This window comes from Staphylococcus sp. EG-SA-17 (assembly GCF_017151845.1).
In the GTDB taxonomy this organism is placed as follows: domain Bacteria; phylum Bacillota; class Bacilli; order Staphylococcales; family Staphylococcaceae; genus Staphylococcus; species Staphylococcus aureus.
Window position 1 is genome coordinate 70,537 of the sequence record NZ_JACVZO010000001.1, and the last position, 24,200, is coordinate 94,736.

Sequence of the window (24,200 nt, forward strand, 5' to 3'; positions counted from 1 at the left end):
TACTGATAAAGACATATGGATAATTGCTTTAGGCTTCTTTTTTATTAGTTAATTTATCAAGTGAGTATATTTGAGTAAAATATTCACTGCATAAAGATTGAAGATAATCCAGATTGTACTATAAATGAAGATAGGTACATGACTGAGTTCTTTAAGTGCACTACCATCCCACTGTGGACTCGGACGCTGGAAAGTCAATTTAGCAATCGTCCAACTAGATTGTAGAACTTCGCCTAATAATACACCTAAAATATATTGATAACTCATTGTGACAAGTAGTTGAATTTCTACTATATTTTCATCTTTTAATATAAAATACAACATGATAGAAATTAAAGTTATAACAACAATGGGTGAGCCTTTTCTAGATGTTAAAATTAAAAAATAAATAAATATCAATAAGTAGGTAAATATAAAGAAACTAGGTATCTGATAATGGCTCGACGCTAAACCTATCAATAACATAATAGGTGGCATAAAATAACCACCAATCGTTGTAAGCCATTGGCCTGCTAGATGTCTAGATTGTGTAATTGCGAATCCTTGTTGTAATGTCTGTTGTCGCTCTCGTGGACTTGTTACAATGACTAAATCTTTTGCACGGCCACCAGCGAGTTTATTAAACAATACATGACCAAATTCATGTGTTAAAACAGGGATATAGTTTAAAATGACATCTAAATAGTTCAAAACAGCCTTATGTCTATATTGATGAATAGCAATATAACAAGCTGCAACAATAACGATAATGTATATATTAAGTTGAATTGTCGTATTAAAAAAGTTTGATAAATAATTCATTGTTAACCTCATATAAGATATTAATTTAAAGTTTGCTTATCACTTATTATAAATGATATTGGCATTAATAGCGTTAGACTTTAGACTTACCTTAGTTAAACTAATTTTAATTTTTGAAAAGGTGAATATGTGTTAAAATAAAGCAAAATCATTTCGATATAAATAGGATAAATATAAATACTGTTAATATTGATTACACTAACATAATAATGAAATAAGATAGGAGATTCCTGTTATGACTGTTGAAGAAAGATCCAATACAGCCAAAGTTGACATTTTAGGGGTCGATTTTGATAATACAACAATGTTGCAAATGGTTGAAAATATTAAAACCTTTTTTGCAAATCAATCAACGAATAATCTTTTTATAGTAACAGCCAACCCTGAAATAGTGAATTACGCGACGACATATCAAGCGTATTTAGAGTTAATAAATCAAGCGAGCTATATTGTTGCTGATGGGACAGGAGTAGTCAAAGCTTCGCATCGTTTAAAGCAACCTCTAGCGCATCGTATACCTGGTATTGAGTTGATGGATGAATGTTTGAAAATTGCTCATGTAAATCATCAAAAAGTATTTTTGCTAGGGGCAACTAATGAAGTTGTAGAAGCGGCACAATATGCATTACAACAAAGATATCCAAACATATCGTTTGCACATCATCACGGTTATATTGATTTGGAAGATGAGACAGTAGTGAAACGAATTAAACTGTTTAAACCTGATTACATATTTGTAGGTATGGGATTCCCTAAACAAGAAGAATGGATTATGACACATGAAAACCAATTTGAATCTACAGTGATGATGGGCGTAGGTGGTTCTCTTGAAGTATTTGCTGGGGCTAAAAAGAGAGCGCCCTATATCTTTAGAAAATTAAACATTGAATGGATATATAGAGCATTAATAGATTGGAAACGTATTGGTAGATTAAAGAGTATTCCTATATTTATGTATAAAATAGCCAAAGCAAAAAGAAAAATAAAAAAGGCGAAATAATCATGATGACAAAAATAAAACCGAGGAAATCCTTAAATGGAGATTCTCGGTTTTTTCGGTTTATTTAATAACGAAGCGGGACTCATCGAGTTTGTTTCTAAATTCTTTTTGTTCGGCTTTGGATTTCTTTTTAAAATCGTTTAGGAAAGCTTCATATTTAGGTAATACATCATCAAGTTCACCGTAATCTTTTAACTTTCCGCCTTCAATCCAAGCAATCTTAGTACAAAATTGTCTCACTTGGCCTAAGTTATGACTAACGAAAAAGATGGTTTTGTTTTGCTCTTTAAACTCGTAAATTTTATCTAAACATTTTTGTGCAAAAGTTTGGTCACCTACAGATAAAGCTTCGTCAATGACTAAGATATCTGGATTAACTGTGATATTAATTGAAAAACCAAGTTTTGCACGCATACCACTTGAATACTTTTTAACTGGTTGATAAATAAACTCACCAAGTTCACTAAATTCAATAATCTTAGGTGTCATCGCTTTAATTTCTTTTCGCTTAAAGCCCATACATAACATTTTAAATTCGATATTTTCAATCCCTGTAAGTTGTCCACTCAAGCCAGCACTAATTGCGATAACGCTGACTTCACCATTACGATCCACTTTGCCAACAGTAGGCGACAAAGAACCGCCAATGATATTGCTCAACGTTGATTTGCCGGAACCATTGATGCCAACAAGCCCTATGACGTCACCTTCATATGCTTTTAAACTAATGTCATCTAAAGCGAAAAATGTTTTGTTTTTATGTTTGGGAATGAGCGCATCTTTCATACGTTCTTTATTTGTACGATAAATACGATATTCTTTTGTTACATTTTTAATGTTTACCGAAACGTTCATTTGTAGACCTTCCTTATTCACATTTATCTAGATTATAATATACTACTCAACAGTTGTTAAATTTTAAAACCTGTTGTAAAGTGTATAGAAGATTTTGTTATTATCAGAGTTGGTGTTTTGACACAAAATGTTAATCATCAATGATAACAATGATATTTAAAAACTAAACTTATTTCAACTTACATGATTGTATACTATAATGTATTTGTAATAAACTAATATTTTAAAGAACTAGACAATAATTTTGATAGCATCCATGTATAGTGATAGTATTTACAACAATTATTATAATACTATTTAGTTAAGTAGAGAAATAGTTAAACATTTGAAAGTGTGGTTTAATGGAATGTCAGCAATAGGAACAGTTTTTAAAGAACATGTAAAGAACTTTTATTTAATTCAAAGACTGGCTCAGTTTCAAGTTAAAATTATTAATCATAGTAACTATTTAGGTGTGGCTTGGGAATTAATTAACCCTGTTATGCAAATTATGGTTTACTGGATGGTTTTTGGATTAGGAATAAGAAGTAATGCACCAATTCATGGTGTACCTTTTGTTTATTGGTTATTGGTTGGTATCAGTATGTGGTTCTTCATCAACCAAGGTATTTTAGAAGGTACTAAAGCAATTACACAAAAGTTTAATCAAGTATCGAAAATGAACTTCCCGTTATCGATAATACCGACATATATTGTGACAAGTAGATTTTATGGACATTTAGGCTTACTTTTACTTGTGATAATTGCATGTATGTTTACTGGTATTTATCCATCAATACATATCATTCAATTATTGATATATGTACCGTTTTGTTTTTTCTTAACTGCCTCGGTGACGTTATTAACATCAACACTCGGTGTGTTAGTTAGAGATACACAAATGTTAATGCAAGCAATATTAAGAATATTATTTTACTTTTCACCAATTTTGTGGCTACCAAAGAACCATGGTATCAGTGGTTTAATTCATGAAATGATGAAATATAATCCAGTTTACTTTATTGCTGAATCATACCGTGCAGCAATTTTATATCACGAATGGTATTTCATGGATCATTGGAAATTAATGTTATACAATTTCGGTATTGTTGCCATTTTCTTTGCAATTGGTGCGTACTTACACATGAAATATAGAGATCAATTTGCAGATTTCTTGTAATATATTTATATGACGAAACCCCGCTAACCATTAATAAATGGAAGTGGGGTTCATTTTTGTTTATAATTTAAGTAAATAACATATTAAGTTGGTGTATTATGAACGTTTTAATAAAGAAATTTTATCATTTGGTAGTTCGAATACTTTCTAAAATGATTACGCCTCAAGTGATTGATAAACCGCATATCGTATTTATGATGACTTTTCCAGAAGATATTAAGCCTATCATCAAAGCATTAAATAATTCGTCGTATCAGAAAACTGTTTTAACAACACCAAAACAAGCGCCTTATTTATCTGAACTTAGCGACGATGTTGATGTGATAGAAATGACTAATCGAACATTGGTAAAACAAATTAAGGCTTTGAAAAGCGCGCAGATGATTATTATCGATAATTATTACCTATTACTAGGTGGATATAATAAGACTTCTAATCAACACATTGTTCAAACGTGGCATGCAAGTGGTGCATTAAAAAACTTTGGATTAACAGATCATCAAGTCGATGTGTCTGACAAGGGAATGGTTCAGCAGTACCGTAAAGTTTATCAAGCGACGGATTTTTACTTAGTGGGTTGTGAACAAATGTCACAATGTTTTAAACAGTCTTTAGGTGCAACAGAAGAGCAAATGTTGTATTTTGGGCTTCCGAGAATTAATAAATATTACACAGCTGATAGAGCAACGGTTAAGGCAGAGTTAAAGCATAAATATGGAATTACAAATAAGTTGGCATTATATGTACCAACATATAGAGAAGATAAAGCAGATAATAGGGCTATTGATAAAGCTTATTTTGAAAACTGTTTACCAGGATATACACTGATTAATAAATTACATCCATCAATTGAACATTCAGACATTGATGACGTATCTTCAATCGACACGTCTACATTAATGCTAATGTCAGATATAATTATTAGCGACTATAGTTCGCTGCCAATAGAAGCTAGCTTGTTAAATATTCCAACTATATTTTATGTGTATGATGAAGAGGCATATGATAAAGTGAGAGGCCTGAATCAATTTTACAAAGCAATACCGGATAGCTACAAAGTGTATACTGAAGAAGATTTAATAATGACGATACAAGAAAAAGAACATCTATTAAGTCCGTTATTTAAAGATTGGCATAAGTATAATACTGATAAAAGTTTACATCAGCTCACAGAATATATAGATAAGATGGTGACAAAATGAGGCTTACGATAATCATACCTACATGTAATAATGAGGCAACAATTCGACAATTGTTAATATCTATTGAGAGTAAAGAACACTATAGAATCCTTTGTATTGATGGAGGTTCTACCGATCAAACAATTCCTATGATTGAACGGTTACAAAGAGAACTCAAGCATATTTCATTAATACAATTACAAAATGCTTCGATAGCTACGTGTATTAATAAAGGTTTGATGGATATCAAAATGACAGATCCACATGATAGTGACGCATTTATGGTCATAAATCCAACATCAATCGTATTGCCAGGTAAATTAGATAGTCTAACTGCAGCTTTCAAAAATAATGATAATATTGATATGGTAATAGGGCAGCGAGCTTACAATTACCATGGTGAATGGAAATTGAAAAGTGCTGATGAGTTTATTAAAGACAATCGAATCGTTACATTAATGGAACAACCAGATTTGTTATCAATGATGTCTTTTGACGGAAAGTTATTCAGTGCTAAATTTGCTGAATTACAGTGTGACGAAACTTTAGCTAACACATACAATCACGCAATACTTGTCAAGGCGATGCAAAAAGCTACGGATATACATTTAGTTTCACAGATGATTGTCGGAGATAACGATATAGATACACATGCTACAAGTAACGATGAAGATTTTAATAGATATATCACAGAAATTATGAAAATAAGACAACGAGTCATGGAAATGTTACTATTACCTGAACAAAGGCTATTATATAGTGATATGGTTGATCGTATTTTATTCAATAATTCATTAAAATATTATATGAATGAACACCCAGCAGTAACGCACACGACAATTCAACTCGTAAAAGACTATATTATGTCTATGCAGCATTCTGATTATGTATCGCAAAACATGTTTGACATTATAAATACAGTTGAATTTATTGGTGAGAATTGGGATAGAGAAATATACGAATTGTGGCGACAAACATTAATTCAAGTGGGCATTAATAGGCCGACTTATAAAAAATTCTTGATACAACTTAAAGGGAGAAAGTTTGCACATCGAACAAAATCAATGTTAAAACGATAACGTGTACATTGATGACCATAAACTGCAATCCTATGATGTGACAATATGAGGAGGATAACTTAATGAAACGTGTAATAACATATGGCACATATGACTTACTTCACTATGGTCATATCGAATTGCTTCGTCGTGCAAGAGAGATGGGCGATTATTTAATAGTAGCATTATCAACAGATGAATTTAATCAAATTAAACATAAAAAATCTTATTATGATTATGAACAACGAAAAATGATGCTTGAATCAATACGCTATGTCGATTTAGTCATTCCAGAAAAGGGCTGGGGACAAAAAGAAGACGATGTCGAAAAATTTGATGTAGATGTTTTTGTTATGGGACATGACTGGGAAGGTGAATTCGACTTCTTAAAGGATAAATGTGAAGTCATTTATTTAAAACGTACAGAAGGCATTTCGACGACTAAAATCAAACAAGAATTATATGGTAAAGATGCTAAATAAATTATATAGAACTATCGATACTAAACGATAAATTAACGTAGGTTATTATAAAATAAATATAAAACGGACAAGTTTCGCAGCTTTATAATGTGCAACTTGTCCGTTTTTAGTATGTTTTATTTTCTTTTTCTAAATAAACGATTGATTATCATATGAACAATTAGTGCTAATCCAGCGACTAGGCATGCACCACCAATGATAGTGAATAATGGATGTTCTGCCCACATACTTTTAGCAACAGTATTTGCCTTTTGAATAATTGGCTGATGAACTTCTACAGTTGGAGGTCCATAATCTTTATTAATAAATTCTCTTGGATAGTCCGCGTGTACTTTACCATCTTCGACTACAAGTTTATAATCTTTTTTACTAAAATCACTTGGTAAAACATCGTAAAGATCGTTTTCAACATAATATTTCTTACCATTTATCCTTTGCTCACCTTTAGACAATATTTTTACATATTTATACTGATCAAATGAGCGTTCCATTAATGCATTCCCCATCATATTACGTTGCTTCTCGCCACCAAGGTTTTTATAGTCTCCCGCACCCATGATAACTTGATTAATTCTAAATTTACCTCGTTTGGTAGTAATCGTATGGTTGTAATTTGCTGTATCACTTGATCCAGTTTTTAAACCATCTGTACCAGGCAAACTCATTTTTGCACCTTCCAATGAAAAGTTGAATGTGTAATACGTAACTGCATGCGTTGTTGGTGCTAACTGCTTTGTAAAGTCTAATATTTTAGGTGTCTCTTTAATCACGTGTAAATCTAAAATGGCATAGTCTCTAGCAGTCGTTACAGTACGTTCTTGGTCTTTATACTTTGTTGGTGCAAATGTACGTAATCTTGAATTTTCAGCACCCGTTGGATTGACGAAATGTGTATTTTTCATTCCGATAGCTTTAGCTTTGTTATTCATTAAATCAACGAAATCGCTGGTGTTTTTTGATACCTTCTTAGCTAAAATTAATGCCGCGGCATTACTAGAATTAGATACTGTAATTTGTAATAGGTCTGCGATTGTCCATACTTGTCCAGGATATAGTTTCGTATTACTCAACTCAGGTAGTGTAGACATAATATATTCTTTGTTCGTCATTGTGACAGTTTCATCAAGTGAAAGCTGCCCCTTATTTACAGCTTCCAATGTTAAGTACATTGTCATTAATTTAGTCATAGACGCTGGATTCCACTTAGTATCGATATTGTATTGATACAGTAATTGTCCAGTTTGACTAACATTAACAGCACTCGTCGGTTCGTATGCAGCCGACAAACCTGCATAACCATATTGATTTGCTGCTTGTACAGGGGTTACGTCACTGTTAGCAGCTTGTGCATATGGTGTCATAATACTTAATGTTAAACATAAAATGATGATAATAGATATTAAATTTTTCATAAAGCGTTAATCTTCCCTTTTCCAATTCTTAAATATTCCCTAAAAGCAATGGTCATTCCTAATTACGGAAATCATTGCTAATTCACTTCACCTTAATTAAATTGTTGAAAATTAAGTTTCTTGCGGTTTATTTGAAAAATAATGCAAATATATTACGTGTGTAGCTAAAGGTGTTATAATGTTTGTACGAAGAGCAAACTTACTCAAAAGCGATTAATTATCATGTTTTAATATAAAAACTTTGAGAAGTTATTACAAAAAATGCAATAGAAATATTCTATCATATAAATGTTATGAACGGTATTTTGGGGCAATACTTTATTTGATTTTTAAAGTTTTGTTGGGAGAAAGTATATGATAGAAATGCATGTATCTATCTAAATGAATTAACTATAAATTTCAAACAAAAGAGGTAAAACTATGAAACGAGAAAATCCATTGTTTTTCTTATTTAAAAAACTATCATGGCCAGTGGGTCTTATCGTTGCAGCTATCACTATTTCATCACTAGGGAGCTTAAGTGGACTATTAGTGCCACTGTTTACTGGACGAATTGTAGATAAATTTTCCGTGAGCCATATCAATTGGAATCTAATCGCATTATTTGGTGGTATCTTTGTCATCAATGCTTTATTAAGCGGATTAGGTTTATATTTATTAAGTAAAATTGGTGAAAAAATTATTTACGCGATACGCTCAGTTTTATGGGAGCATATCATACAATTAAAAATGCCATTCTTTGATAAAAATGAAAGTGGTCAATTAATGAGTCGATTAACTGACGATACGAAAGTGATAAATGAATTTATTTCACAAAAGCTACCCAACTTATTACCATCAATCGTTACATTAGTTGGGTCACTAATCATGTTATTTATTTTAGATTGGAAAATGACATTATTAACATTTATAACGATACCGATATTTGTTTTAATTATGATTCCTCTAGGACGTATTATGCAAAAAATATCGACAAATACACAATCTGAAATTGCAAACTTTAGTGGTTTGTTAGGGCGTGTCCTAACTGAAATGCGTCTTGTTAAAATATCAAATACAGAGCGACTTGAATTAGATAATGCACATAAAAATTTGAATGAAATATATAAATTAGGTTTGAAACAGGCTAAAATTGCGGCAGTTGTACAACCAATTTCAGGTATTGTTATGTTGCTAACAATTGCAATTATTTTAGGTTTTGGTGCATTAGAAATTGCGACTGGTGCAATCACTGCAGGTACATTAATTGCAATGATATTTTATGTTATTCAATTATCGATGCCTTTAATCAATCTTTCAACGTTAGTTACAGACTATAAAAAGGCAGTCGGTGCAAGTAGTAGAATATACGAAATCATGCAAGAACCTATTGAACCGACAGAAGCTCTTGAAGATTCTGAAAATGTATTAATTGATGACGGTGTGTTGTCATTTGAACATGTAGACTTTAAATATGATGTGAAGAAAATATTAGATGATGTGTCGTTCCAAATCCCACAAGGGCAAGTGAGTGCTTTTGTAGGTCCTTCTGGATCTGGTAAAAGTACGATATTTAATCTGATAGAACGTATGTATGAAATTGAGTCAGGTGATATTAAATATGGCCTTGAAAGTGTCTATGATATCCCGTTATCTAAGTGGCGACGCAAAATTGGATATGTTATGCAATCAAATTCGATGATGAGTGGTACAATTAGAGACAATATTTTATACGGAATTAATCGTCATGTTTCAGATGAAGAACTTATTAATTATGCTAAATTAGCGAACTGTCATGATTTTATCATGCAATTTGATGAAGGATATGACACGCTTGTAGGTGAACGAGGATTGAAACTGTCTGGCGGACAACGTCAACGTATTGATATTGCTAGAAGTTTTGTTAAAAATCCCGATATTTTGTTACTTGATGAAGCAACAGCTAATCTCGATAGTGAAAGTGAATTGAAAATTCAAGAAGCTTTAGAAACATTGATGGAAGGTAGAACAACGATTGTCATTGCGCATCGTTTGTCTACAATTAAAAAAGCCGGTCAAATTATATTCTTAGACAAAGGACAGGTAACAGGTAAAGGTACGCATTCAGAACTAATGGCATCACATGCGAAGTATAAAAACTTTGTAGTGTCTCAAAAATTAACAGATTAATTTTATATATATAAGTAAGCTTGGAGCAAGTACAGATATACCATCGAGGAAATTAAAGCGTGGCACATTGATGGATATAGATGTTAATAAATTGCTTCAAGCTTTTGTCTATTTTAAATCATTTGAGAAGTTACGACATAATAATTCTTAAATTAATGAAATCGATATTTTAAGAAAAAAATGCTCATGGTATAATACAAGTTATAAGCAAACATACATATATTAAATACTGTAGCCACGAGTCATAATTCTTCATATTTTACATAGCAATTTAACTGATTTTAGAGTCCACGGTACAGAAGTTTGATATTTCAATGTTTCTAAATTTTTAAAAAATTAAATCATAGGTGGGTGCCAAATGTTTTTATTAATCAACATTATTGGTCTAATTGTATTTCTTGGTATTGCGGTATTATTTTCAAGAGATCGCAAAAATATCCAATGGCAATCAATTGGGATCTTAGTTGTTTTAAACCTGTTTTTAGCATGGTTCTTTATTTATTTTGATTGGGGTCAAAAAGCAGTAAGAGGAGCAGCCAATGGTATCGCTTGGGTAGTTCAGTCAGCGCATGCTGGTACAGGTTTTGCATTTGCAAGTTTGACAAATGTTAAAATGATGGATATGGCTGTTGCAGCCTTATTCCCAATATTATTAATAGTGCCATTATTTGATATCTTAATGTACTTTAATATTTTACCGAAAATTATTGGAGGTATTGGTTGGTTACTAGCTAAAGTAACAAGACAACCTAAATTCGAGTCATTCTTTGGGATAGAAATGATGTTCTTAGGAAATACTGAAGCATTAGCCGTATCAAGTGAGCAACTAAAACGTATGAATGAAATGCGTGTATTAACAATCGCAATGATGTCAATGAGCTCTGTATCGGGAGCTATTGTAGGTGCGTATGTACAAATGGTACCAGGAGAACTGGTACTAACGGCAATTCCACTAAATATCGTTAACGCGATTATTGTGTCATGCTTGTTGAATCCAGTAAGTGTTGAAGAGAAAGAAGATATTATTTACAGTCTTAAAAACAATGAAGTTGAACGTCAACCATTCTTCTCATTCCTTGGAGATTCTGTATTAGCAGCAGGTAAATTAGTATTAATCATCATCGCATTTGTTATTAGTTTTGTAGCGTTAGCTGATCTATTTGATCGTTTTATCAATTTGATTACAGGATTGATAGCAGGATGGATAGGCATAAAAGGTAGTTTCGGTTTAAACCAAATTTTAGGTGTGTTTATGTATCCATTTGCGCTATTACTCGGTTTACCTTATGATGAAGCGTGGTTGGTAGCACAACAAATGGCTAAGAAAATTGTTACAAATGAATTTGTTGTTATGGGTGAAATTTCTAAAGATATTGCATCGTATACACCACACCATCGTGCGGTTATTACAACATTCTTAATTTCATTTGCAAACTTCTCAACGATTGGTATGATTATCGGTACATTGAAAGGCATTGTTGATAAAAAGACATCAGACTTTGTATCTAAATATGTGCCTATGATGCTATTATCAGGTATCCTAGTTTCATTATTAACAGCAGCTTTCGTTGGTTTATTTGCATGGTAATATGTTGAAGTGTGACTTCGATAATACATTTTAACTAATAAATATGTTCAGGCATGTCGTCTATTGATATAGGTGAGATGCTTGGACTTTTTTATTATTGATATAAAGATATTTAAATATTTTTAAAGTTACCGAAATTGAAGCATTATAAAAACCAAGTGCACATGGTAATACACTTGGCTTTTATGGGAAATGAATATTATTGTACATATGACAGTAAGGACTAGGTACAGTCATAGTACTTCGAGCAAAATTTGTTTTGTTATTATAAACAACACAAAGGAGATAACTTCTCTATTGAAGAAGTTAAAAACATTATAGCAGACAATGAAATGAAAGTAAATTAAAAATTCAGAATATTTTTAATTATTATATTGTGAGTGATATTTATAAGGGAAAGCTATTTTTCATATAAATTAGTTAAATAGTAAATCTTTGTTAGAACTCTTTCCATAGAGTTGTGACAGCATTTTTGTTGTGCTACTATTTTTATAGTCTAATAAATATATAAAGGGGATGGTTTCGTGAATAAAACGGTTAAAGATTTAATACTAGTTGTCTTAGGTTCATTTATCTTTGCTGCAGGTGTAAATGCATTTATTATTTCTGGTAACTTAGGTGAAGGCGGGGTTACAGGTTTAGCAATTATTTTATATTATGCGTTTCATATTTCACCAGCCATCACTAACTTCTTGGTCAACGCAGTATTGATTGCCATAGGTTATAAATTTTTGAGTAAGAGAAGTATGTACTTAACTATTCTTGTAACAATTCTTATTTCAATATTTTTGAGTTTAACAGAATCATGGCAAGTTGAAACTGGAAACAGCATTGTGAATGCCATTTTTGGTGGTGTAAGCGTTGGACTAGGAATCGGAGTAATTATCCTTGCAGGCGGTACAACAGCAGGTACAACAATTTTGGCGAGAATTGCAACGAAATACCTCGATGTAAGCACGCCATATGCTTTGCTTTTCTTCGATATGATCGTTGTTGCAATTTCACTTACAGTTATTCCACTTGATAAAGTATTAGTAACAGTAATATCACTTTATATAGGAACAAAAGTGATGGAATATGTCATAGAAGGTTTAAACACTAAAAAAGCTATGACGATTATTTCAACTAATCCCGACAAACTTGCCAAAGCAATAGACGAGCAAATTGGAAGAGGTTTAACCATTTTAAACGGACATGGCTATTATACGCGTGAAGAAAAAGATGTCTTATACGTTGTTATTTCTAAAACACAAGTTTCAAAAGCAAAGCGATTAATTAAACAAATCGATAAAGATGCATTCCTTGTAATTCATGATGTAAGAGATGTCTATGGTAATGGCTTTCTTGCAGATGAATAAATAAATGGTATGAGCACACATACTTAAATAGAAGTCCACGGACAAGTTTTTGAACTATGAAGACTTATCTGTGGGCGTTTTTTATTTTATAAAAGTAATATACAAGACATGACAAATCGAGCTATCCAATTTAAAAAGTAATGTTAGTCAATAAGATTGAAAAATGTTATAATGATGTTCATGATAATCATTATCAATTGGGGTGCCTTTGAAAATTGATAATTTAAAAATAGAAATTATTTTTTATAAACAGAAAGAATTTAATGAAAGTAGGGAAATTATGAATCGTTTGCATGGACAACAAGTTAAAATTGGTTACGGGGATAACACGATTATAAATAAATTAGATGTTGAAATACCAGATGGCAAAGTGACGTCAATCATTGGTCCTAACGGCTGCGGGAAATCTACTTTGCTAAAGGCATTGTCACGTTTATTGGCAGTTAAAGAAGGTGAAGTATTTTTAGATGGTGAAAATATTCATACACAATCTACGAAAGAGATTGCAAAAAAAATAGCTATTTTACCTCAATCACCTGAAGTAGCAGATGGCTTAACTGTTGGAGAATTAGTTTCATATGGTCGTTTTCCACATCAAAAAGGATTTGGTAGATTAACTGCTGAGGATAAGAAAGAAATTGATTGGGCAATGGAAGTTACAGGAACTGATACATTTCGACACCGTTCAATCAATGATTTAAGTGGTGGTCAAAGACAACGTGTTTGGATTGCAATGGCATTAGCACAAAGAACTGATATTATCTTTTTAGACGAACCAACAACATATTTAGATATCTGTCATCAATTAGAAATACTAGAATTAGTTCAGAAGTTAAATCAGGAACAAGGTTGTACAATTGTCATGGTTCTTCATGATATTAACCAAGCGATTCGTTTCTCAGATCATCTTATTGCGATGAAAGAAGGCGATATCATCGCTACAGGTTCAACAGAAGACGTATTAACACAGGAAATTTTAGAAAAAGTTTTTAATATTGATGTTGTTTTAAGTAAAGATCCTAAAACTGGAAAACCTTTACTGGTAACTTATGACTTATGTCGCAGAGCTTATTCTTAATTAAGTAAGTTAATATGATAAAAAGGACAATTAACATGACAAATAGAGAGAATCCAACGCCATTGAAGTTTTTATACTATATTATAGGTTTAAGTATGATACTACTAATCATACTATTTATTTCTACATTAATAGGTGACGCCAAAATTCAAGCCTCTACAATTATAGAGGCTATTTTTAATTATAATCCTAGCAATCAGCAGCAAAACATCATCAATGAGATTAGGATTCCCAGAAATATAGCAGCAGTAATTGTGGGTATGGCGCTTGCAGTTTCTGGTGCGATTATACAAGGTGTTACTCGTAATGGTCTTGCTGATCCGGCGCTCATAGGTTTAAATTCAGGTGCTTCATTTGCTTTAGCATTAACATATGCAGTTTTACCAAACACTTCATTTTTAATATTGATGTTTGCTGGATTTTTAGGTGCTATTCTAGGAGGGGCTATTGTATTAATGATAGGCCGATCTAGACGTGATGGATTTAATCCGATGCGTATTATTTTAGCGGGTGCAGCAGTAAGTGCTATGTTAACAGCGCTAAGTCAAGGTATTGCATTAGCTTTTAGACTAAATCAAACAGTAACATTTTGGACTGCTGGAGGCGTTTCAGGCACAACATGGTCACACCTTAAGTGGGCAATTCCATTAATTGGAATTGCGTTATTCATTATATTAACAATTAGTAAACAACTTACCATTTTAAATCTTGGTGAATCATTAGCTAAAGGTTTAGGTCAAAATGTAACAATGATCAGAGGCATATGTTTAATTATTGCTATGATTCTAGCAGGTATAGCAGTTGCTATCGCTGGACAAGTTGCATTTGTAGGTTTGATGGTACCTCATATAGCAAGATTTTTAATTGGAACTGATTATGCTAAAATTCTACCATTAACAGCCTTGTTGGGTGGGATACTCGTGCTTGTTGCCGATGTGATAGCACGATATTTAGGAGAAGCGCCTGTTGGTGCAATCATTTCATTTATCGGTGTTCCTTACTTTTTATATTTAGTTAAAAAAGGAGGACGCTCAATATGATTAGTTCAAATAATAAACGCAGACGATGGATTGCACTGGCTGTTTTTAGCATTCTACTATTTCTAGGTTGTACTTGGAGTATCACCTCAGGTGAATACAACATACCAGTTGAAAGATTTTTCAAAACTTTAATTGGACAAGGTGATGCCATTGATGAGCTAATCTTATTAGATTTCAGGTTACCTCGGATGATGATTACTATTTTGGCAGGCGCAGCGCTTAGTATTAGTGGTGCAATAGTGCAAAGTGTCACAAAAAATCCAATAGCTGAACCCGGTATATTAGGTATTAATGCAGGCGGCGGATTTGCAATCGCATTATTTATTGCAATTGGTAAAATTAATGCTGACAACTTTGTTTATGTACTGCCGTTAATAAGTATACTAGGTGGTATCACCGCTGCATTGATTATTTTTATTTTCAGTTTTAATAAAAATGAAGGTGTTACACCTGCGAGTATGGTATTAATAGGTGTAGGTTTACAAACAGCATTGTATGGTGGCTCAATTACAATTATGTCAAAATTTGATGATAAGCAATCTGATTTCATCGCTGCTTGGTTTGCAGGTAATATTTGGGGTGACGAATGGCCATTTGTCATTGCATTTTTACCGTGGGTGTTGATTATTATTCCTTACTTACTATTTAAATCGAATACACTAAATATTATTCATACGGGTGATAATATTGCACGAGGTCTAGGTGTAAGGTTAAGCAGAGAACGTTTAATATTATTCTTTATCGCAGTGATGTTATCATCTGCTGCTGTAGCAGTAGCAGGTTCAATTTCGTTTATCGGATTAATGGGCCCGCATATTGCCAAACGTATCGTTGGACCACGTCACCAGTTGTTTTTACCAATTGCCATTTTAGTAGGGGCATGTTTACTTGTTATAGCTGATACAATTGGCAAAATTGTATTACAACCAGGTGGGGTTCCAGCAGGTATTGTCGTAGCAATTATTGGTGCACCGTATTTCTTATATTTAATGTACAAAACGAAAAACGTATAGTGTCAAAGGACACAACATATTGCTATGAAAGGCACTTTATTATAAGGCTTTTCATAGCATTTTTTATTTAATGAGTCACTCAAGACTATTTACTTTTTCAATAATGAACCATTAAGTTATCAAGAGGATCTTATCAAAAATATATTTGATAACGGTATCAGGTTAACCCTTTATGATAGCGCATTCATTTATTCTGTTTTATACTATGACTGATAATACCAAGGAGGTACAACATGATGAAAAAGTTAATCAATAAAAAAGAAACATTTTTAACTGATATGCTTGAAGGATTGTTAATTGCGCACCCAGAGTTAGATCTGATTGCTAATACAGTTATTGTAAAAAAAGATAAGAAAGAACATGGTGTAGCAATAGTCTCTGGAGGTGGAAGCGGACATGAACCTGCGCATGCCGGTTTTGTTGCAGAAGGTATGCTAGATGCAGCGGTTTGTGGCGAGGTATTTACTTCACCTACACCAGATAAAATATTAGAAGCTATTAAAGCAGTAGATACAGGTGATGGTGTATTACTAGTTGTGAAAAACTATGCAGGTGACGTGATGAATTTTGAAATGGCACAAGAGCTTGCAGAAATGGAAGGTATAAATGTTGAAACAGTTATTGTTCGTGACGACATTGCTGTGACAAATGAAGCACAACGTCGTGGTGTTGCAGGAACAGTGTTTGTTCATAAGCTTGCCGGTTATCTTTCAGAAAAAGGGCTCGCATTAGGCGAGATTAAATCGCGTGTAGAAGCGTTGTTACCTGAAATTAAAAGTATTGGTATGGCAATTGAGCCACCGCTTGTTCCAACTACTGGAAAATATGGCTTTGATATTGAAGACGACAAAATGGAAATTGGCATTGGTATACATGGTGAAAAAGGTATTCATAGGGAAGAAGTAAAGGATATTGATCATATTGTTAGAACATTATTAGACGAATTGTATAAAGAAGTTACTGCCAATGAGGTCATAGTAATGGTAAATGGAATGGGAGGTACGCCGTTATCTGAATTAAATATCGTAACTAAATATATTCAACAAAATTTAACTGCAAGAACGGTTAATGTTGTTAAATGGTTTGTTGGTGATTATATGACATCTTTAGACATGCAAGGTTTTTCTATAACTATCGTGCCTAATAAACCAGAATATCTGGAAGCATTTTTAGCACCAACAACAAGTCAATACTTTAAATAAGCAGTGAATATGAATAAATATACATTTATGAGGTGGCACAAATGAAAGTGAATGATATGAAAGCGCGTTTATTAAATTTAGAAGAAACGTTTAAAAAACATGAATCTGAATTAACTGAATTAGATCGAGCAATTGGTGATGGTGACCACGGGGTTAACATGGTTCGAGGGTTTAGTAGTCTTAAAGAAAAACTTGATGATAGCTCAATGCAATCATTGTTCAAATCGACTGGTATGGCATTGATGTCAAATGTTGGCGGTGCATCAGGACCACTGTATGGCTTTAGCTTTGTTAAAATGTCTGCAGTTACTAAAGATGATATGGATAATCAAGATTTCACTACACTAATTCAAGCATTTGCCGAAGCGGTCGAATCACGTGGGAAAGTTACTTTAAATGAAAAGACAATGTATGATGTAGTAGCACGAGCAGCAGAGAAGCTTAAAAATGGTGAAACTTTAACATTTAATGATTTACAACAATTAGCAGATAATACAAAAGATATGGTAGCAACGAAAGGTAGAGCTGCATATTTTGGAGAAGAATCAAAAGGTTATATAGATCCAGGTGCTCAAAGTATGGTTTATATTTTAAACGCTTTGATAGGAGATGAAGATAATGCCTAAAATTATACTTGTTAGCCATAGTAAAGAAATTGCAAATGGTACAAAATCTTTGTTAAAGCAAATGGCTGGTGACGTTGATATTATACCAATCGGGGGATTACCAGATGGTTCAATTGGAACTTCATTTGATATCATTCAAGAAGCTTTAACTGAATTAGATGATGATGCAATGTGTTTTTACGATATTGGATCTTCAGAAATGAATGTAGATATGGCAATTGAAATGTATGATGGTAATCATCGTGTGTTAAAAGTTGATGCACCAATTGTTGAAGGCAGTTTTATCGCAGCAGTAAAGCTGTCAATCGGCGGTTCAATTGATGATGCATTAGCAGAAATCAAACAATCATTTTAGTTAAAATTTACTAATAATGAAAAATGTAAACCTTTTTCAAATGAAACTTTATAAAAAATATGATAGTATATATGTAAATGTTTAATAAAATCTGGAGAAATAGGAGGACATTGCCATGCAACACCTTATAAAAAAACATGTATTGAATGGCGAGTTTGATTTAGTACGACAATTGATGTCCGAAACAGATTTTATGGAATTTGAAGAAGCATATATTTCAAGTGCGCATGAAGTAGAAAGTATGATGTTTTATACATGTATTTTAGATATGATTAAGTACGAAGAATCATCTGAAATGCATGACTTAGCATTTTTATTGCTTGTGTATCCACTAAGTGAATATGAAGGTGCTTTGGATTCTGCTTATTATCATGCAGACGCTTCCATAAAACTTACTGACGGCAAAGAAGTTAAAAGTTTGTTACAAATGTTATTATTGCATGCGATACCAACACCTGTTATTTCAGATAAGAAGGCTTTTGATATCGCCAAGCAAATTTTAAAATTAGATCCTAATAATAATGTTGCTCGTAACGTCTTAAAAGACACTGCCAAACGTATGGACAACGTTGTTGTTGATATAAATGAATTACACCAACGTAATGCACGTTAATTACATTTCAATTATATTAGCTTAATAATAGTTTTAACATTTGGTTGGGTTGGGACATATGTTCCAGCCTTTTTTTATACTTAAAAACTAACGAAGTGTACTTGTGTGCACAAATGGTTTTTATACAACATTTTATAAATTTATACATTTTAATAAAGAACATACGATAGATGGTTTAAACCTTATTAACTGAGAGATTTTGATATGTATTTTTCGAAATTTAACTAAAAATACGTAAGTTAAGAAGCACAATTATTAATCATTTTTCCTATACAAAGGTTCGTATGACTGCATTATAAAAGCATAAATTTATAATTTTTTTAAATGTCATTGAACGTGATAATGTGAATGGATTGAGCAATTTTGAAAAAGTGAAAAATAACCTATGTGACTTGCAATTAATTTTCAGTACGTTATAATGCACACTGTGCAAAATTAAGGAGGTCTATTATTCACATGATGATGAATAAAGAAGCAACAAAAATTGGATTTGCCTACGTCGGCATTGTAGTGGGCGCAGGATTTTCAACAGGACAAGAAGTTATGCAATTTTTCACTAAATATGGCTTGTGGGCTTATTTGGGTGTGATTATATCTGGTTTTATTTTAGCTTTTATTGGGCGCCAAGTAGCAAAAATTGGTACTGCCTTTGAAGCGACAAACCATGAATCAACATTACAATACGTATTCGGTGAAAAGTTTAGTAAAGTCTTTGATTATATTTTAATCTTCTTCTTATTTGGTATAGCTGTAACCATGATAGCTGGTGCAGGCGCAACATTTGAAGAAAGTTATAACATACCTACATGGCTAGGTGCATTAATTATGACATTAGCAATTTATGTAACATTGCTATTAGACTTTAATAAGATAGTACGTGCCCTTGGTGTTGTTACACCATTTTTAATTGTTTTAGTTGTATTAATCGCTGGCGTTTATTTATTTAAAGGTCATGTTTCATTAGCAGAAGTTAACCAAGTAGTGCCTGAAGCAAGTATCTGGAAGGGAATCTGGTTTGGTACAATATATGGTGGATTAGCTTTTTCTGTAGGTTTTAGTACCATCGTAGCAATCGGTGGGGATACTGAAAAACGTACAGTGTCAGGTGCAGGCGCGATGTATGGTGGTATTATCTATACTGTATTACTAGCATTGATCAACTTTGCTTTACAAAGTGAATATCCTACAATTAAAAATGCATCAATTCCAACATTAACATTAGCCAATAACATTCATCCGTTAATAGCAACCGTGTTATCTGTTATTATGCTTGCGGTTATGTATAATACTATTCTAGGACTAATGTATTCATTTGCAGCACGTTTTACAGAACCATACAGTAAAAATTATCATATCTTTATTATTATAATGATGGTAGCAGGTTATTTATTAAGTTTCGTAGGATTTGCTGAATTAATTAATAAGTTATATACAATTATGGGATATGTAGGCTTATTTATTGTAGTAGCTGTAATTATTAAATATTTCAAACGTAAAAATGCGGATAAAAAACATATTGCTTAATATCATATGATGGATATCCGAAACTTTACAATTGAATCACTTTGTTTTAACCTTAAAAGCAATTCGTCTCTACTCTTATTGGGCGAATTGCTTTTTATATTTATTCAGTCTATTAATATGAGCGTCTAACAAATAGAGAGGTACGATGTAATGAATAGAGATAATAAATGGACGATGATAACTGCGCTTTTTATAACTGTAATCAGTGTATTGTTAGCATTTCATCTGAAACAACATTATGACCAAACTACAAATGAGAACCATGCTAATAAAGACAAAATTAATATTAAAAATAAAAATGTGCGCATTTATCAAAATCTTACATACAATAGAGTTTTCCCTAACAGTAAATTAGATATTATTACACCTGTTGATATGTCTTCTAATGCCAAACTGCCAGTTATTTTTTGGATGCACGGTGGTGGTTATATTGCGGGTGATAAGCAGTATAAAAACCCATTATTAGCGAAAATTGCTGAACAAGGGTACATTGTTGTGAATGTAAATTATGCATTGGCGCCACAATATAAATATCCCACACCATTAATTCAAATGAATCAAGCAACTCAATTCATTAAAGAAAATAAAATGAATTTACCTATTGATTTTAATCAAGTAGTTATTGGCGGTGATTCTGCTGGCGCACAACTGGCTAGTCAATTTACGGCAATACAGACGAATGATCGCTTAAGAAAAGCCATGAAATTTGATCAGTCATTCAAACCATCGCAAATTAAAGGTGCTATACTATTTGGTGGTTTTTATAATATGCAAACAGTTAGAGAAACTGAGTTTCCAAGAATACAGTTATTTATGAAAAGTTATACTGGCGAAGAAGATTGGGAAAAGAGTTTTAAAAACATTTCACAAATGTCGACAGTAAAACAATCGACAAAAAATTATCCACCAACATTTTTATCTGTTGGAGATAGCGATCCATTCGAAAGTCAAAATATAGAATTCAGTAAGAAATTACAAGAATTGAATGTACCAGTAGATACTTTGTTTTATGATGGTACGCATCATTTACATCATCAGTATCAATTTCACCTTAATAAACCTGAATCGATAGATAATATCAAAAAAGTGTTACTGTTCTTAAGTCGTAATACATCTTCTAGTGGTATTCAAACTGAAGAGAAACCACAAATAGAAAATCCGAGTAATGAATTACCGTTAAATCCTTTAAACTAATAATAAACAGTAGTAATTTATTACTTAAACAACATTTAAGACCTTCAAATTGAAAACGAAGAATTTAAAACATGTGGGGCTAATGTGTAAGAGTCTGAGATATAATAAATTGTTAGCGGTTCTTTATCATTTCTATCTCACTCTATTATGATGTGACATTTATTTTACAAACTAATTTGTTTTAAACCTGAAAATAACTTTTTACAACTAAATAGTCGAAAAACAGTGTGTACATGATATAATAAATTTATAAATTGAAAAGAATTCAAAAGAAAAATTAAAATATAGATTGAGCACGAAGTGATTTGAAATAAGGTTGTGAAAGGGAATGACAAGGTCAGCATTAAAACCATTTAAAAATAAACGCGTTATGGTTACTGGACGTATACAACGTGTTTTGTTTAAAAATTATTTAGATAGACATAGCACATTTAAGCCGAATGTAAGAATATTATTAAAAGATGTATTTGTTTCAGGTGTATCAATAGATCATTTATGGTTATATGAGACAAATAAATACTATGCATTGGCAATGGAACTTATTCATCAACGAGTAAAATTTAGTGCGAATGTTGTACCGTATTACAAAATAAATAGAAATAATAATTTATTCGTACAAGATTATGGAATTAAGCGTAAAGGTAGGTTAATTACTGAAGAAGCTTACAATCAAAACAATCAGTATCAGGATAAGATATATGAAAAATTACCGGATATAGATTTTAGACTCGAAGATTTTTATAGTAAGGAAAACTAAACAACATATATAAAGCACCACTAACCGTAGTTGATAGTTAATCAATTACACATTAGTGGTGTTTTATTTTGAATTTAAATTTGATAAATGAATAAGAGTATACGCATTCATTTAAAATTAGATGACATTGATAAGGATGAGTAATGTATTAGGTAACCATTAAATTCGTTGTTATGCGATTCTGATACAAGATTATGATAAAATAGCTTTAATTAAGAATTTTAGCCATCATATAGTCATCGTAATATTTACCATCGATAAATAACTTATCTTTTAAAACGCCTTCGATTTGAAAATCGGCACTTTTAAAAAGCTCGAGGGCAGGTTGGTTATTGAGTGGTACATTTGCTTCAATTCGGTGTATTTGATTGTTTAAACACCAAGCCATAATGGCATCAAGAAGTGCTTGGCCAATTCCACGATGTTGATATAATTTCTTTACACCTAAATCAATTTTAGCAACATGTTTAATGCGTTGAAATGGTGTCGTATTAACAAAGGCAAAGCCAACGAGTTGTTCATCACTTTCAGCAACAAAGATGACTTTATGTGGAGAAGTGATATATTCTTCTAATTGTTTACTAGCCGATGTGACGCTAGGATCATATTCTCCTGGTGTGTAAAACATATACGGAGATTCGTCGTATATTTTCGCTAACATTGAAATGAAATTTTCTACATCTTTGATACTAACTCTACGTATAATATGGGCCATAAAAAGCCTCCAGTATTTTGAAATTTTAAAACATTTGCTACTATTATAATATATATTTAACCAAAAGGTAGAGTAATATGTTTTTTGGTTACAGTTTAAAGGAGTATTTTAGATGAAACCTAAAGTTTTATTAGCAGGTGGAACAGGGTATATTGGTAAGTATTTAAGTGAAGTGATTGAAAATGATGCGGAACTTTTTGCTATATCAAAATATCCAGACAATAAAAAAACAGATGATGTTGAAATGACTTGGATTCAGTGTGATATATTTCATTACGAACAGGTTGTTGCAGCAATGAATCAAGTAGATATTGCTGTATTCTTTATCGACCCAACAAAGAACTCTGCCAAAATAACACAATCATCAGCAAGAGATTTAACATTAATCGCAGCAGATAATTTTGGTCGAGCAGCTGCTATCAATCAAGTAAAAAAAGTAATCTACATACCTGGGAGTCGTTATGATAATGAAACAATTGAACGCCTAGGTGCATATGGTACAACTGTAGAAACAACAAATTTAGTTTTTAAACGTTCTTTAGTTAATGTAGAATTACAAGTTTCAAAGTATGATGATGTTAGATCAACGATGAAGGTAGTTTTACCAAAGGGATGGACATTAAAGAACGTTGTAAACCATTTTATTGCATGGATAGGTTATACTAAAGGAACTTTTGTGAAAACAGAAAAATCACATGATCAATTTAAGATATATATTAAGAATAAGGTGCGACCGCTCGCAGTATTTAAAATAGAAGAGACAGCTGATGGAATAATAACTTTAATTTTATTGAGTGGAAGTTTAGTGAAAAAATATACAGTTAATCAAGGGAAGTTAGAATTTAGATTAATCAAAGAGTCGGCAGTCGTTTATATACATCTATACGATTATATCCCTCGATTATTTTGGCCGATTTATTACTTTATACAAGCACCAATGCAAAAAATGATGATTCATGGCTTTGAAGTTGACTGCCGGATTAAAGATTTTCAAAGTCGATTAAAATCAGGAGAAAATATGAAATATACTAAATGATATTG

Annotated in this window: 24 protein-coding genes; 20 read left to right on the forward strand and 4 right to left on the reverse strand. The window is 32.1% G+C overall.

Annotated features, from left to right (window positions below; genetic code table 11):
- Positions 1 to 48: 48 nt before the first annotated feature.
- Entirely contained in the window at positions 49 to 801 is a 753-nt protein-coding gene (locus IDG65_RS00365; protein ID WP_001108538.1) for a M50 family metallopeptidase, read from the reverse strand.
- 235 nt (positions 802 to 1,036) lie between these two features.
- Here IDG65_RS00365 and tarA point away from each other — a divergent pair, with 235 nt between their 5' ends.
- The gene (gene tarA / locus IDG65_RS00370) at positions 1,037 to 1,801 is read left to right on the forward strand and encodes an N-acetylglucosaminyldiphosphoundecaprenol N-acetyl-beta-D-mannosaminyltransferase TarA (protein ID WP_000215396.1); all 765 of its coding nucleotides are present in this window, start codon (positions 1,037 to 1,039) and stop codon (positions 1,799 to 1,801) included.
- Between the two features lie 60 nt (positions 1,802 to 1,861).
- On the opposite strand, the gene tagH is transcribed toward tarA, so the two are convergent.
- Complete coding sequence (tagH, locus tag IDG65_RS00375) at positions 1,862 to 2,656, reverse strand: teichoic acids export ABC transporter ATP-binding subunit TagH (RefSeq protein ID WP_001103232.1); 795 nt, start codon at positions 2,654 to 2,656, stop codon at positions 1,862 to 1,864.
- A gap of 346 nt (positions 2,657 to 3,002) precedes the next feature.
- Here tagH and tagG point away from each other — a divergent pair, with 346 nt between their 5' ends.
- The 4 genes from tagG (at position 3,003) to tagD (ending at position 6,536) form a co-directional block, all read left to right on the forward strand.
- Entirely contained in the window at positions 3,003 to 3,815 is an 813-nt protein-coding gene (tagG, locus tag IDG65_RS00380; RefSeq protein ID WP_001273058.1) for a teichoic acids export ABC transporter permease subunit TagG, read from the forward strand.
- A gap of 98 nt (positions 3,816 to 3,913) precedes the next feature.
- Positions 3,914 to 5,017, forward strand: coding sequence for a teichoic acid glycerol-phosphate primase TarB (gene tarB / locus IDG65_RS00385; RefSeq protein ID WP_001101608.1), 1,104 nt, complete (start codon positions 3,914 to 3,916; stop codon positions 5,015 to 5,017).
- Entirely contained in the window at positions 5,014 to 6,075 is a 1,062-nt protein-coding gene (locus tag IDG65_RS00390; RefSeq protein WP_001241193.1) for a glycosyltransferase family 2 protein, read from the forward strand. The genes tarB and IDG65_RS00390 overlap by 4 nt, the downstream gene beginning before the upstream one ends.
- Before the next feature lie 62 nt (positions 6,076 to 6,137).
- Entirely contained in the window at positions 6,138 to 6,536 is a 399-nt protein-coding gene (gene tagD / locus IDG65_RS00395) for a glycerol-3-phosphate cytidylyltransferase (RefSeq protein ID WP_000832260.1), read from the forward strand.
- A gap of 116 nt (positions 6,537 to 6,652) precedes the next feature.
- Here the strand turns inward: tagD and pbp4 are convergent, their stop codons facing one another.
- Positions 6,653 to 7,948 carry a penicillin-binding protein PBP4 gene (gene pbp4, locus IDG65_RS00400; protein ID WP_000793061.1) on the reverse strand — a complete coding sequence of 432 codons (1,296 nt, stop codon included), beginning with the start codon at positions 7,946 to 7,948 and terminating at the stop codon, positions 6,653 to 6,655.
- A gap of 420 nt (positions 7,949 to 8,368) precedes the next feature.
- On the opposite strand from pbp4, the gene IDG65_RS00405 reads away from it, so the two are divergent.
- The 14 genes from IDG65_RS00405 (at position 8,369) to IDG65_RS00470 (ending at position 22,444) form a co-directional block, all read left to right on the forward strand.
- Entirely contained in the window at positions 8,369 to 10,096 is a 1,728-nt protein-coding gene (locus tag IDG65_RS00405) for an ABC transporter ATP-binding protein (protein WP_000817950.1), read from the forward strand.
- Between the two features lie 358 nt (positions 10,097 to 10,454).
- Complete coding sequence (locus tag IDG65_RS00410; RefSeq protein ID WP_000479279.1) at positions 10,455 to 11,684, forward strand: NupC/NupG family nucleoside CNT transporter; 1,230 nt, start codon at positions 10,455 to 10,457, stop codon at positions 11,682 to 11,684.
- Positions 11,685 to 11,938: 254 nt separating this feature from the next.
- Positions 11,939 to 12,031, forward strand: coding sequence for a hypothetical protein (locus IDG65_RS00415; RefSeq protein ID WP_001788321.1), 93 nt, complete (start codon positions 11,939 to 11,941; stop codon positions 12,029 to 12,031).
- Positions 12,032 to 12,208: 177 nt separating this feature from the next.
- Positions 12,209 to 13,042 (forward strand): YitT family protein, encoded by an 834-nt coding sequence (locus IDG65_RS00420; protein ID WP_001044662.1) that lies wholly within the window; start codon positions 12,209 to 12,211, stop codon positions 13,040 to 13,042.
- 280 nt (positions 13,043 to 13,322) lie between these two features.
- Positions 13,323 to 14,120 carry an ABC transporter ATP-binding protein gene (locus IDG65_RS00425; protein WP_001080809.1) on the forward strand — a complete coding sequence of 266 codons (798 nt, stop codon included), beginning with the start codon at positions 13,323 to 13,325 and terminating at the stop codon, positions 14,118 to 14,120.
- Positions 14,121 to 14,155: 35 nt separating this feature from the next.
- The gene (locus IDG65_RS00430) at positions 14,156 to 15,160 is read left to right on the forward strand and encodes a FecCD family ABC transporter permease (RefSeq protein WP_000184750.1); all 1,005 of its coding nucleotides are present in this window, start codon (positions 14,156 to 14,158) and stop codon (positions 15,158 to 15,160) included.
- Complete coding sequence (locus tag IDG65_RS00435; RefSeq protein ID WP_000625899.1) at positions 15,157 to 16,173, forward strand: FecCD family ABC transporter permease; 1,017 nt, start codon at positions 15,157 to 15,159, stop codon at positions 16,171 to 16,173. Before IDG65_RS00430 ends, IDG65_RS00435 begins: the two co-directional genes overlap by 4 nt.
- Positions 16,174 to 16,406: 233 nt before the next feature.
- Complete coding sequence (gene dhaK / locus IDG65_RS00440; RefSeq protein WP_000976274.1) at positions 16,407 to 17,375, forward strand: dihydroxyacetone kinase subunit DhaK; 969 nt, start codon at positions 16,407 to 16,409, stop codon at positions 17,373 to 17,375.
- A gap of 41 nt (positions 17,376 to 17,416) precedes the next feature.
- Positions 17,417 to 18,001 (forward strand): dihydroxyacetone kinase subunit DhaL, encoded by a 585-nt coding sequence (gene dhaL, locus IDG65_RS00445; protein ID WP_000867208.1) that lies wholly within the window; start codon positions 17,417 to 17,419, stop codon positions 17,999 to 18,001.
- A complete protein-coding gene (gene dhaM / locus IDG65_RS00450) occupies positions 17,994 to 18,356 on the forward strand; it encodes a dihydroxyacetone kinase phosphoryl donor subunit DhaM (protein WP_001124162.1) in 363 nt (120 codons plus the stop codon). Before dhaL ends, dhaM begins: the two co-directional genes overlap by 8 nt.
- A 115-nt stretch (positions 18,357 to 18,471) precedes the next feature.
- Positions 18,472 to 18,969, forward strand: coding sequence for a hypothetical protein (locus tag IDG65_RS00455; RefSeq protein ID WP_001164085.1), 498 nt, complete (start codon positions 18,472 to 18,474; stop codon positions 18,967 to 18,969).
- A gap of 456 nt (positions 18,970 to 19,425) precedes the next feature.
- On the forward strand, positions 19,426 to 20,493 hold the full coding sequence (locus IDG65_RS00460) for a YkvI family membrane protein (protein WP_000980142.1): 1,068 nt from the start codon (positions 19,426 to 19,428) through the stop codon (positions 20,491 to 20,493).
- Between the two features lie 150 nt (positions 20,494 to 20,643).
- Complete coding sequence (locus IDG65_RS00465) at positions 20,644 to 21,687, forward strand: alpha/beta hydrolase (protein WP_001078080.1); 1,044 nt, start codon at positions 20,644 to 20,646, stop codon at positions 21,685 to 21,687.
- A gap of 328 nt (positions 21,688 to 22,015) precedes the next feature.
- Positions 22,016 to 22,444 (forward strand): hypothetical protein, encoded by a 429-nt coding sequence (locus IDG65_RS00470; protein ID WP_000198504.1) that lies wholly within the window; start codon positions 22,016 to 22,018, stop codon positions 22,442 to 22,444.
- A gap of 208 nt (positions 22,445 to 22,652) precedes the next feature.
- On the opposite strand, the gene IDG65_RS00475 is transcribed toward IDG65_RS00470, so the two are convergent.
- Positions 22,653 to 23,159 (reverse strand): GNAT family N-acetyltransferase, encoded by a 507-nt coding sequence (locus IDG65_RS00475; RefSeq protein ID WP_000940129.1) that lies wholly within the window; start codon positions 23,157 to 23,159, stop codon positions 22,653 to 22,655.
- A gap of 112 nt (positions 23,160 to 23,271) precedes the next feature.
- Here IDG65_RS00475 and graX point away from each other — a divergent pair, with 112 nt between their 5' ends.
- The gene (graX, locus tag IDG65_RS00480; protein WP_000802952.1) at positions 23,272 to 24,195 is read left to right on the forward strand and encodes an auxiliary protein GraX/ApsX; all 924 of its coding nucleotides are present in this window, start codon (positions 23,272 to 23,274) and stop codon (positions 24,193 to 24,195) included.
- Positions 24,196 to 24,200: the final 5 nt, after the last annotated feature.

Bases quoted from the DNA above. Each gene is read 5' to 3' on its own strand.
- IDG65_RS00435 (WP_000625899.1), top strand. From the start codon at position 15,157: ATGATTAGTTCAAATAATAAACGCAGACGATGGATTGCACTGGCTGTT.
- tagG (WP_001273058.1), top strand. From the start codon at position 3,003: ATGTCAGCAATAGGAACAGTTTTTAAAGAACATGTAAAGAACTTTTAT.
- IDG65_RS00475 (WP_000940129.1), bottom strand. From the start codon at position 23,159: ATGGCCCATATTATACGTAGAGTTAGTATCAAAGATGTAGAAAATTTC.
- graX (WP_000802952.1), top strand. From the start codon at position 23,272: ATGAAACCTAAAGTTTTATTAGCAGGTGGAACAGGGTATATTGGTAAG.
- IDG65_RS00455 (WP_001164085.1), top strand. From the start codon at position 18,472: ATGCAACACCTTATAAAAAAACATGTATTGAATGGCGAGTTTGATTTA.
- dhaM (WP_001124162.1), top strand. From the start codon at position 17,994: ATGCCTAAAATTATACTTGTTAGCCATAGTAAAGAAATTGCAAATGGT.
- tagH (WP_001103232.1), bottom strand. From the start codon at position 2,656: ATGAACGTTTCGGTAAACATTAAAAATGTAACAAAAGAATATCGTATT.
- pbp4 (WP_000793061.1), bottom strand. From the start codon at position 7,948: ATGAAAAATTTAATATCTATTATCATCATTTTATGTTTAACATTAAGT.
- dhaK (WP_000976274.1), top strand. From the start codon at position 16,407: ATGATGAAAAAGTTAATCAATAAAAAAGAAACATTTTTAACTGATATG.
- IDG65_RS00465 (WP_001078080.1), top strand. From the start codon at position 20,644: ATGAATAGAGATAATAAATGGACGATGATAACTGCGCTTTTTATAACT.
- IDG65_RS00430 (WP_000184750.1), top strand. From the start codon at position 14,156: ATGACAAATAGAGAGAATCCAACGCCATTGAAGTTTTTATACTATATT.
- IDG65_RS00425 (WP_001080809.1), top strand. From the start codon at position 13,323: ATGAATCGTTTGCATGGACAACAAGTTAAAATTGGTTACGGGGATAAC.
- IDG65_RS00410 (WP_000479279.1), top strand. From the start codon at position 10,455: ATGTTTTTATTAATCAACATTATTGGTCTAATTGTATTTCTTGGTATT.
- tarA (WP_000215396.1), top strand. From the start codon at position 1,037: ATGACTGTTGAAGAAAGATCCAATACAGCCAAAGTTGACATTTTAGGG.
- IDG65_RS00365 (WP_001108538.1), bottom strand. From the start codon at position 801: ATGAATTATTTATCAAACTTTTTTAATACGACAATTCAACTTAATATA.
- IDG65_RS00460 (WP_000980142.1), top strand. From the start codon at position 19,426: ATGATGATGAATAAAGAAGCAACAAAAATTGGATTTGCCTACGTCGGC.
- dhaL (WP_000867208.1), top strand. From the start codon at position 17,417: ATGAAAGTGAATGATATGAAAGCGCGTTTATTAAATTTAGAAGAAACG.
- IDG65_RS00405 (WP_000817950.1), top strand. From the start codon at position 8,369: ATGAAACGAGAAAATCCATTGTTTTTCTTATTTAAAAAACTATCATGG.
- tarB (WP_001101608.1), top strand. From the start codon at position 3,914: ATGAACGTTTTAATAAAGAAATTTTATCATTTGGTAGTTCGAATACTT.
- IDG65_RS00390 (WP_001241193.1), top strand. From the start codon at position 5,014: ATGAGGCTTACGATAATCATACCTACATGTAATAATGAGGCAACAATT.
- IDG65_RS00470 (WP_000198504.1), top strand. From the start codon at position 22,016: ATGACAAGGTCAGCATTAAAACCATTTAAAAATAAACGCGTTATGGTT.
- tagD (WP_000832260.1), top strand. From the start codon at position 6,138: ATGAAACGTGTAATAACATATGGCACATATGACTTACTTCACTATGGT.